Genomic DNA, 9,520 nt, shown 5'->3' on the forward strand with positions numbered 1-9,520 from the left:
GGCACGGCACGGCACCGGACGCAGTCTGCCCCCACAGAAGCCTGCCTCAGCTGACCGTCACCCCACCCGCCGCGGCAACTCCACCACCACGCGCAACCCGCCCAGTTCACTGCCTTCCAGCTTCAGGCCACCACCACAGGCCGCCGCGATGTCGCGCGCGATACCCAGGCCCAGGCCATGCCCGGCGACCTGCTCATCCAGCCGCGTGCCGCGCTCCAGCACACTGTCTCGCTGGTCCTCGGCGATGCCGGGACCATCGTCGTCCACGCTCAGCCGATAGGCGTCTGCGCCCTTCTCCACCGTCAACCGCACCTGGGCGTCAGCCCATTTGCAGGCGTTGTCCAGCAGGTTGCCGAGCATTTCCAGCAGGTCTTCCCGGTCATACGGCAGGCGCGTAGCGGGCGGTGCCTGCCAGTCGATGGCGAGGTGATCGCCATGGATGAGCTTGAGCATGTCGCACAGGCTGGGCAACTCGGCATCGCAGTCAAAGTGCGCGCCCGGTAATGCCTCACCCACCAACCGCGCACGCCCCAGTTCGCGGGCCAGGCGCTGTTCGATCTGCTCCAGCTGTTCCTGCAGCACTCGCCGCAGCTCCGGGTGATCGCGCAGCTCTTCGCGGTCGGCGAGGCTGATGAGCACCGCCAGCGGTGTCTTCAGCGCATGGCCGAGGTTACCCAGCGCATTGCGTGAGCGGCGCAAGGTGTCCTCGGTGTGCTGCAGCAGGTGGTTGATCTGCTCCACCAGAGGTTCCAGTTCAAGCGGCGCCTGGCTGTCCAGCTGGCTGCGCTGGCCTTCCTGCAACTGGGCAATCTGCTGACGCACCCGCTCCAGCGGGCGCAGGGCACGGCGGACGGTGAAGCCCTGGAACACCAGGATCAGCAACAAGGCCAGCGCACCTGCGCCCAGGCCGATGTTGCGCAGGCGATTGAAGCTCTTGAGGACGGGCGTGTAGTCCTGCGCGACGACGATGCTGAGCGTCTTGCCGTAGCGCTTGTAGTCACCGCGATAGACCAGCAGGCGCTGGCCTTCCGGACCTTTCTCCAGCGCCTTGGCCAAGCCCTTGTGCGAGGGCAGCTTCAGCTCGCTGTCCCACAGTGAGCGCGAACGCCAGGTCTGCTCGTCGAAGCGAATGACGAAATAGCGCCCGGAAAACAACCGTTCATACGCCGCATCGACACGCTGGCCGTCCAGCTGCAACCCGGCCGGACCGCGGGTGATACCCACCAGCAGGCTTTCCGCCTCGTCCTGCAGCCCGTTCACCAGATAGCGGCGCAGGCCCTGGTCGAACAGCCACAGGCCGGCCTGGGCCAGCGCGAGGCCGACCACCACCAGTACCACGCCAAGCCCGAGGCCGAGCCGACGCTGGATCGATATCAATTGCCGGCTCCGTTGCCGGTGAAACGGTAGCCCTGGCCACGGCGGGTTTCGATGATCTCGCGGCCCAGCTTGCGACGCAGGTGGTTGATATGCACCTCGATGACGTTGGAGTCACGCTCCGTCTCGCCGTCATACAGGTGCTCGGCCAGGTGCGACTTCGACAGCAACTGGCCCGGGTGCAGCATGAAATAACGCAACAGGCGAAATTCGGCGGAGGTCAGGTCTACCTCCTTGCCGCCCTGTTGCACGCACTGGCGCGACTCGTCCAGGCTCAGGCCGGCCACCTCCAGTTGGCTCTGGTTGGCCAGCCCACGGGCGCGGCGCAGCAGGGCCTGGATGCGCAGCAGCAGCTCTTCGGGGTGGAACGGCTTGGTCAGGTAATCGTCGGCGCCGGCCTTCAGGCCATCGATACGTTCGGCCCAGGAGCCCCGCGCGGTGAGGATCAGCACCGGCGTCGCCAGGCCCATCCCGCGCCACTCCTGCAACACTTCCAGCCCGGGCCGGCCAGGCAGGCCGAGATCGAGGATCACCAGGTCATAGGGCTCGCTGGCGCCCTGCACGGCGGCGTCGCGGCCGTCGGCCAGCCAGTCCACCGCGTAGCCCTGGCGGGTCAGGGTCGCCAGCAGTTCATCGGCCAGGGGTACGTGGTCTTCCACCAGCAGCAGACGCATCAATCGTCTTCCTTATCCTTGAGGATGCGGCCATCGCGGGCATCCAGTTCCAGTTCGCGCACCACACCGTCAACGGTCAGCAACTCCACTTCGTAAATGTAGTTGCCGTGCTCCTTTTCCAGCTCGGCTTCGAGCAGGCGTGAGCCGGGGTAGCGGCTCAGCGCAGCGGGGAGGATTTCCTCGAAGGGGCGGATCACCCCTTCCTTGCTCAGGCGCAGGGCTTCATCCTGGCTCAGGTCATGGGCCTGCGCGACGCCGCCCAGGGCAACCAGCGCCAGGCCAAGCAACGCCCTGCGGGGCAGAACGGTCTTCATCAGTCATCCTGGTGATCGGTGAGGACTTCGCCGGTGACCGCATCCAGTTCGACATCCCACTTCACGCCCTGGGCGTCCTTGATGTCGACCTTGTACAGATAGCGGCCATGTTCCAGCTCGAGCTCGCTATCGTACACCGAACCGCCGGCATGCTTGGCCAGCGCGGTGCGGTTGAGTTCCTCGAAGTTGCGGATGGTCCCGGCATCGCGCAGGCGCAACGCCTCGTCCGGGCCGATATCGTGGGCCGTGGCGACGCCTGCGCCGAGCAGCAAAGCGGAGAATGCGGTCAGGATCAGCAGCCATTTCATCAGGGCACCTCGTCAGAATTTCACTGCTGTCAGACTAAGGTGAAGGACTTAATTCAAGCTGAATCGGCAACGGACATTCACCCGCTGAAGTATCCTCGCTCTCCCCGTACAGGCTCTATAATCGCGGCCTGCCACAGCGAGGCCCGCATGACCGCCATCCAGATCAACACCCCTACCCTTACCCTCAAGGCCGGTAGCCGTGCGCTCCAGCGCATCCGCGAGCAGGGCCTGGCCCCTGCCGATGTGGGCATTCTCCCTGGCGCCGCCGGCGGTCCGAAGGCGCTGGGCATCCAGGGCCTGGACCTGGCGCTGTTCGGTGAATGGTTGCCGCGTGCGCAGCGCGAGCGTTCGCTGATCGGTGCCTCCATCGGTTCCTGGCGCTTCGCCAGCGCCTGCCTGCCCGACCCGGCCGAAGGCATTCGCCGCCTGGGCGAGCTCTACACGCAACAGCGTTTCGCCCGCAACGCGAGTATCAGCGACGTGTCGAAGAGCTGCGCGAAGATGCTCGACGATCTGCTCGATGGCCACGACGCCAGCGTGCTCGACAACCCCTGGTACCGCCTCAACGTGGTGGTCGTGAAGAGCCATGGCCGCCTGGCGCAGGACGGCAAGGCCAACCTCGGCCTCGGCCTCGGCGCGGTGATCCGCGACAACCTGGTCGGCCGTCGCCATCTGCACCGGCACTTCGAACGGCTGATCATCCACGACGCCCGTCGGGCACCGCCGCTGCAACCACTGTCGGACTTCCCCTCGCGCTACCTGCACCTGGACCTGGCGAACCTGCGCCACGCCCTGCTCGCCTCCGGTTCCATCCCCATGGTGATGGAAGGCGTGCGCGATATTCCCGGCGCCGGCCCCGGCACCTACCGCGACGGCGGGCTGCTGGACTACCACCTGGACCTGCCCTACCAGCCCGAAGGCGTGGTGCTCTACCCGCACTTCACCGACAAGGTCATCCCCGGCTGGTTCGACAAGGGCCTGCCCTGGCGCCGCGGCGATGCCGGCCGCCTGCAGGACGTGCTGCTGCTCGCCCCATCGAAGGACTACCTGGCGCGCCTGCCGCACAACAAGCTGCCGGACCGCAAGGACTTCCACCGCTACCTCGGCGACGACGCTGGCCGCGAACGCTACTGGCGCAAGGCGATGGACGAAAGCCGGCGGATGGGTGACGAGTTTCTTGAACTGGTAGACAGCGGCCGCCTCGGCGAGCGCCTGCAGCCGCTGACATAATCGGCGGCTTCACGCATCTGCCACGGAATCGCTATGGCTCACTCCCGAAAGCTCCGCTCGCTCCTGCTCTCCCTCCTGTTCGCCGGCACCTGCGCACAGGCCGCTGTCGATGCCAAGGCGCAGCAGGAAATCAGCCAGTTGCTGGACTTCGTCGAACACAGCGACTGCCAGTTCCTCCGCAACGGCAGCGAGTACCCGGCCAGTGAAGCGCGGGCGCACCTGCAGAAGAAGCTCGATTACCTGGAACACAAGGACCTGGTGAGCAGCGCGGAAGACTTCATCGAACGCGCTGCGACCAAGAGCAGCATGAGTGGCCAGCGCTATCAGGTGGACTGCCCCGCTGGAAAGCAGGACGCCAGCGCCTGGCTGAACGACGAGCTCAAGCGGCTGCGCCAGGCACCGCAAGACAACTGAGCATGATCGTAGGAGCGGGCTCCGTCCGCGATTGGCCCGAAGCCGCTCAGCGGGCGGAAAATCATCGCGGACAGAGTCCGCTCCTACGTAAATGTCTGCTTCAGGTGCCGAACACCTCGCCAGCACTCCCTGTAGGAGCGAGCTTGCTCGCGAACCGCCCGACGCTGGAGCAGCGGGGAAGACATAGCGGAGGCAGTCCGCTCCTGCGAGATACCCCTGCGCTTGGGCCATCCCTCACCCTAGCCCTCTCCCAAGGGGAGAGGGGACCGTTCGGTGCAGGATGAAACCTCAGTGTCAGTCGGCTCGGACTGCCTCCTGTCCCTGAGGAGCGGGGCGCGCAGCCAGGGTTGGGGTGAGGGGGAAGACGCAGCGACGGACTATCCAGAGAAGACAGTTGCTCCTACCCTAGCCGGGCCATGCCCGCGAACCGCGTCATAGCCACCCGCCCTACCCCGGCTGCCCATCCAGGCGCGGCTTCCAGAACATCGGGCCGTAATGCCAGGCGAACAGCAGGAAAGCCACTACCCAGCAGCCAGCCGCGATGCTCAAGCCCTCCAGCGGCCACCAGATCACCAGCAGCACCCGCGCAACGGCGCCCAGGTTGAGTAGCGCGAAGGCCCAGGCCATCGCCTTCGGCGGTTGCAGCGGCCGGCCAGTGTGGCCGAGGCTCACCCGCGCGACCATCGCCAGGATCAACCCGCCGACGCCGCCCACGGTGAGCGCGTGGATCGCCAGGCTCATGTTGAAGCTCGGTGAGAAGTTCCACAGCGCCATCCCCGCCGGGGCCAACATCATCCACAGGTAGGCCAGGTGCAACGACCAGAGCAGCGGCACGCCCCAGTAGTCCTTGTCGTACCAGCGCCACAGACGGACCAGATGCCCCACCGCCAACGCAGCGAACAGCACGCCGAGCAACGGCTGCGGGACAAGGCCCAGGCCAACGGCGGTCAGCACCGCCACCAGTATCGTGCCGCCCAGCAGCGCGTTATCCAGCCAGTTCCAGGCCGGCACCTGGGCGCTGCGACCCAGCCCGCGCTGGGTGAAGAACGGAATCACACGGCCACCGATCAGCCCCATCAACGCCGCCACCAGCCACAGCGCAGCCAATGCGCCGCCACGCTGCCAGCCATCGTTGCCCGTCCAGATGCCGGCCATCACCAGCGCATCGGCAAGCGTCATCAGGCTCAGCACCGCGATGACCGGGTAGTTGCGCTTCTGCCGGACCTGCCACAGGCTGCGGCCGATGAAGAAGGCCAGCGCCGGCATGAACGTCAGCTCCAGCACAGTGACCAGCCACAGTGGTGCGCCGACCAGCCAGCCGATACGCGCAGCCAGCCAGACCAGTGACAGCACCATCAGCGGCCTGCCGCAGACGCCCGGACGGCCGGTCCAGGTCTGCACGGCCGTCAGCAGGAAGCCTGCAATGATTGCCGCGGCGAAGCCGAAGAGCATTTCATGCCGGTGCCAGGCCAGCCAGCCGCCCAGCGGTTGCCACGCCGGCAGCAACCCCAGCAGCACAGCCGCCCAGGCGGCGATGCCGACCAGAGCGAACACCGCACCGCCGAGGAAGAACGGGCGAAAGCCCAGGCGCCACAGCGGCGCAATAGTCAGCAGAGCCTTTCGATCAACCAGTAACACAGCAAGCCTCCCAGCCGTCCTTGCGCATCTGATGCTGGGCTACCAGCCGCAGCACGTAGCCCAGCTTCAATAGTGTCGGGCCGAGGATGGTGAAGGCATGCGCTGCGACAATGCTTTGCAGGTTCAGCTGGCCATCGACGAAATAGGCTCCCACGACTCCCAACAGCAGTAATACGAGCCCGCCGGTCAGCAGCGACCAGGAAATCGACAGATTGCGTTGCGGGCAAGCGAAAAGACTTTCCATCTCACACCTCCTCGGGTTGCGCCGGCCCACTCTTGAGCCGGCGCTTCAGGTTCAGGCCTCCAGCGCGCTGGCCGGGCCGAAGAACTCGTAATGGGACTGCTGCTCGGGCACGCCGATCTCGCGCAGATGACGTTTCACCTGCGCCATGAACGGCTTGGGTCCGAGGAAATAGGCATCCAGGTCGCGGTCCTCCGGCAGCCAGTCGGCCAGCAACTCGCGGCTGAGGAAACCTTCGACGTGGGGCGCGTCCTGCGCGCGCGGCTCGCTGTAGCAGAAGTAATGCTTGAGCTGCGGATAGGCGCCGGACTGCGCCTCGACCCACTCGCGGAACGCATGCACGCCGCCATGACGAGCGCAGTGGATGAAGTGCACTTCACGGCCGGATTCCAGCGCCGGCTTGAGCATGGCCAGCGCCGGGGTAATGCCGACACCGGCAGTAATCAAGGCCAGCGGCTTGTCGCCACCACGCAGGACGAAATCGCCCGCCGGCGGGAACAGGTCCAGCTCATCGCCAACGTTCAGGCAGTCATGCAGGTAGTTCGACACCTTGCCCTCGGGCTCACGCTTTACGCTGATGCGATACTCACGACCGTTGGGCGCGTCGGACAGCGAGTAAGTACGGCGTACCTCCTCCCCGCCGATGTCCAGGGAGAGGCCGATGTACTGGCCGGGCTGGAAGTCCAGCAGCGGCTCGTCGTCCAGCGGCTGGAAGTAGAAGGAGGTGATTTCCTCGCTCTCGACTTCCTTGCGCGCAATGCGGAAGCGCCGCGCGCCACGCCAGCCGCCGCGCTGCTCGGCATTCTGCTGATACACCGACTCCTCGGCGCCGATCAGGATATCGGCCAGTTGGCCGTAGGCAGCGGCCCAGGCATCGATCACTGCCTGGGTAGCGATCTCCTCGCCCAATACTTCACGAATGGCCCGCAGCAGGCAGCTGCCGACGATCGGGTAATGCTCCGGCTGGATCTGCAGGGCAACGTGCTTGTTGACGATCTTCGCCACCAGCGGGCCGAGTTGCTCCAGCTCGTCGATATGCCGGGCGTACATCAGCACGCCATTGGCCAGGGCACGGGGCTGGTCGCCGGAAGCCTGGTGGGCCTGGTTGAACAGCGGACGAACTTCCGGGTACTCGCTGAGCATCATCTTGTAGAAGTGCTGGGTCAGGGTTTCGCCGCCGGTCTCCAGCAGCGGGACGGTGGCCTTGACCAGGGTACGGTGTTCGTTGGACAGCATGCGGATCTCCTCGGGTTGGCCAGGCAGTGAGTGGGGGGCGCCTGTGCTTTCTGCCAGAGATATTTCAGGAAGCGTGCCAACCATCCAGCCCAGCATCGACGGGACCCGCGCAAGAAAATGAGTCATAATGACCTGATTCTTTCCGCGTCAAATTGACTGCAAAGAGGTCATAATGACTCGCAACCCCCTGCTCGCCACCCTCCTCCCGCTGGTTGCCGACTTATCCCGTGAACTGCCGGAAAGCGAACGCTATCGGCGCCTGCTGGAGGCCCTGCGCGGCTTGCTGCCCTGCGACGCCACTGCATTGTTGCGCCTGGAAGGCGATCAGCTGGTGCCACTGGCGGTCGACGGCCTGAGCCAGGACACCCTCGGGCGCCGTTTCAAGATCAGCGAACATCCACGCCTGCGTGCCCTCATCGAGCATCCCGGCCCGACGCACTTCGCCGCCGACTGCGGCCTGCCGGACCCTTACGATGGGCTGGTGGAAGGCCTTCACGGCCATCTCGAGGTCCATGACTGCCTGGGCTGCCCGCTGTTTCTCGACGAGCAACCCTGGGGCCTGCTGACCCTGGATGCGCTGGACCCCGAGCGCTTCTCCACGGGTGACCTGGACAACCTGGAAGCCTTTGCCAGCCTCGCCGCCGCCACGGTGAAGGCCAGCCAGCGCATGACAGACCTGGCGCAGCGTGCCGAGCATGAGCAGCAGCGCGCCGACGCCTACCAGCGCGCCTCCGGCGACCAGCCCAGGGAACTGATCGGCCAGAGCAAGTCGCACCAGGCGCTGATGCATGAAATCCAGGTGGTCGCCGGCAGCGACCTGAGCGTGCTGATCACCGGCGAAACCGGCGTCGGCAAGGAACTGGTCGCGCAGTCCATCCACGCCAATTCGCTGCGCCGCACCCAGCCACTGGTCAGTCTGAATTGCGCGGCGTTGCCGGAAACCCTGGTGGAAAGCGAGCTCTTCGGTCACGTCCGCGGCGCCTTCTCCGGCGCGGTGGGTGAGCGCCGCGGCAAGTTCGAACTGGCCGACGGCGGCACCCTGTTCCTCGATGAAGTGGGCGAGCTGCCGCTGGCGATCCAGGCCAAGCTGTTGCGCGTACTGCAGAGCGGCCAGTTGCAGCGCCTGGGCTCCGACCGCGAACACCATGTGGATGTGCGCCTGATTGCCGCCACCAACCGTGACCTGGCCGAGGAAGTCCGCGCCGGCCGCTTCCGCGCCGACCTCTACCACCGGCTGAGCGTCTACCCGTTACGGGTTCCGCCGCTGCGCGAGCGCGGCAACGACATACTGCTGCTGGCAGGCTACTTTCTCGAACAGAACCGACCGCGCCTGGGGCTGCGCAGCCTGCGCCTGACCCGCGAGGCCCAGGCAGCGCTGGTCGGCTACGCCTGGCCGGGCAATGTGCGCGAGCTGGAGCATCTGATTGGTCGCGCCTCGCTCAAGGCCCTGGCAAACCACTCGCAACGCTCACGCATTCTCAGCCTGGGCGTCGATGACCTCACCCTGAGCGCACTCCAGGGAGGCGTGCCCGCTGCCGATGCGAAAGACGGCGATAGTGGCGCCGACACGGAGCCGGCCGGCGAGCTGCGGCCAGCGGTGGACGCCTTCCAGCGCCGCATGATCAGCCAGAGCCTGGAACGCCACGAAGGCAACTGGGCCGCAGTGGCCCGCGAGATGGGCCTGGACCGTGCGAACCTCAATCGGCTGGCGAGACGACTCGCCATCAAGTAAATCCAGATTCGCAGGGTGAACTAGACAGGAGGTCGCTGCGCAGGCTCAACGCGGGCTCACTCTGGCACAGCATTACGGCTATGGAGGGGGCAGTTTGTGAAGTGGAGCGGCGCAATACCCGGCGTCTGCTGAATGAACCCTTCCCGGCCCGCGCAGCGTGAGGTAGGTGGAACACTGGCGGGTCGGGAGGATTGCACTTCCCCGGGGACGGCTCGGGGGTCTACCCGAACCGTCTCACCGGGCCATTCTCAACCGCCGTTCTGAGTCCCCTGGATCACCAGTTCCACGCGGCGGTTCGGCGCGTTGCAGGCGATCTTCTCGCTGCGCGAACCACTGTTGCACTGCACCACCGGCTCGGA

At 66.0% G+C, this 9,520-nt stretch carries 10 protein-coding genes; 3 read left to right on the forward strand and 7 right to left on the reverse strand.

The annotated features are described in order from the left end of the window. Positions 1 to 57: 57 nt before the first annotated feature. From N5C91_RS31570 to N5C91_RS31585, 4 genes are read right to left on the reverse strand one after another with little or no spacing between them, the layout of a single operon-like run. The gene (locus N5C91_RS31570) at positions 58 to 1,377 is read right to left on the reverse strand and encodes a sensor histidine kinase (protein ID WP_279834447.1); all 1,320 of its coding nucleotides are present in this window, start codon (positions 1,375 to 1,377) and stop codon (positions 58 to 60) included. Continuing rightward, the gene (locus N5C91_RS31575) at positions 1,374 to 2,048 is read right to left on the reverse strand and encodes a response regulator transcription factor (RefSeq protein WP_236173274.1); all 675 of its coding nucleotides are present in this window, start codon (positions 2,046 to 2,048) and stop codon (positions 1,374 to 1,376) included. The genes N5C91_RS31570 and N5C91_RS31575 overlap by 4 nt, the downstream gene beginning before the upstream one ends. Then, complete coding sequence (locus tag N5C91_RS31580; protein WP_236173275.1) at positions 2,048 to 2,362, reverse strand: PepSY domain-containing protein; 315 nt, start codon at positions 2,360 to 2,362, stop codon at positions 2,048 to 2,050. Before N5C91_RS31580 ends, N5C91_RS31575 begins: the two co-directional genes overlap by 1 nt. Then, positions 2,362 to 2,670: a PepSY domain-containing protein gene (locus N5C91_RS31585; protein ID WP_236173276.1), complete on the reverse strand. Its 309-nt coding sequence runs from the start codon at positions 2,668 to 2,670 to the stop codon at positions 2,362 to 2,364. The genes N5C91_RS31580 and N5C91_RS31585 overlap by 1 nt, the downstream gene beginning before the upstream one ends. 147 nt (positions 2,671 to 2,817) lie before the next feature. Between N5C91_RS31585 and N5C91_RS31590 the strand changes: the two genes are divergently transcribed. Both N5C91_RS31590 and N5C91_RS31595 read left to right on the forward strand, forming a co-directional pair. After that, positions 2,818 to 3,900, forward strand: coding sequence for a patatin-like phospholipase family protein (locus N5C91_RS31590; RefSeq protein WP_236200850.1), 1,083 nt, complete (start codon positions 2,818 to 2,820; stop codon positions 3,898 to 3,900). Positions 3,901 to 3,933: 33 nt separating this feature from the next. Further along, positions 3,934 to 4,314, forward strand: a complete 381-nt coding sequence (locus N5C91_RS31595) for a DUF5329 domain-containing protein (RefSeq protein WP_236173278.1) — start codon at positions 3,934 to 3,936, stop codon at positions 4,312 to 4,314. Positions 4,315 to 4,761: 447 nt separating this feature from the next. Here the strand turns inward: N5C91_RS31595 and N5C91_RS31600 are convergent, their stop codons facing one another. From N5C91_RS31600 to hmpA, 3 genes are read right to left on the reverse strand one after another with little or no spacing between them, the layout of a single operon-like run. Further along, positions 4,762 to 5,952, reverse strand: coding sequence for an NnrS family protein (locus N5C91_RS31600; protein ID WP_279834451.1), 1,191 nt, complete (start codon positions 5,950 to 5,952; stop codon positions 4,762 to 4,764). Beyond that, positions 5,939 to 6,196, reverse strand: coding sequence for a transmembrane sensor/regulator PpyR (locus tag N5C91_RS31605; RefSeq protein WP_236173280.1), 258 nt, complete (start codon positions 6,194 to 6,196; stop codon positions 5,939 to 5,941). The genes N5C91_RS31600 and N5C91_RS31605 overlap by 14 nt, the downstream gene beginning before the upstream one ends. A gap of 51 nt (positions 6,197 to 6,247) precedes the next feature. Further along, positions 6,248 to 7,429, reverse strand: a complete 1,182-nt coding sequence (hmpA, locus tag N5C91_RS31610) for an NO-inducible flavohemoprotein (RefSeq protein ID WP_279834452.1) — start codon at positions 7,427 to 7,429, stop codon at positions 6,248 to 6,250. 172 nt (positions 7,430 to 7,601) lie between these two features. On the opposite strand from hmpA, the gene norR reads away from it, so the two are divergent. After that, a complete protein-coding gene (gene norR, locus N5C91_RS31615; RefSeq protein ID WP_279834453.1) occupies positions 7,602 to 9,161 on the forward strand; it encodes a nitric oxide reductase transcriptional regulator NorR in 1,560 nt (519 codons plus the stop codon). Positions 9,162 to 9,520: the final 359 nt, after the last annotated feature.

This window comes from Pseudomonas sp. GD03903 (genome assembly GCF_029840045.1).
GTDB lineage: Bacteria > Pseudomonadota > Gammaproteobacteria > Pseudomonadales > Pseudomonadaceae > Pseudomonas > Pseudomonas pseudonitroreducens.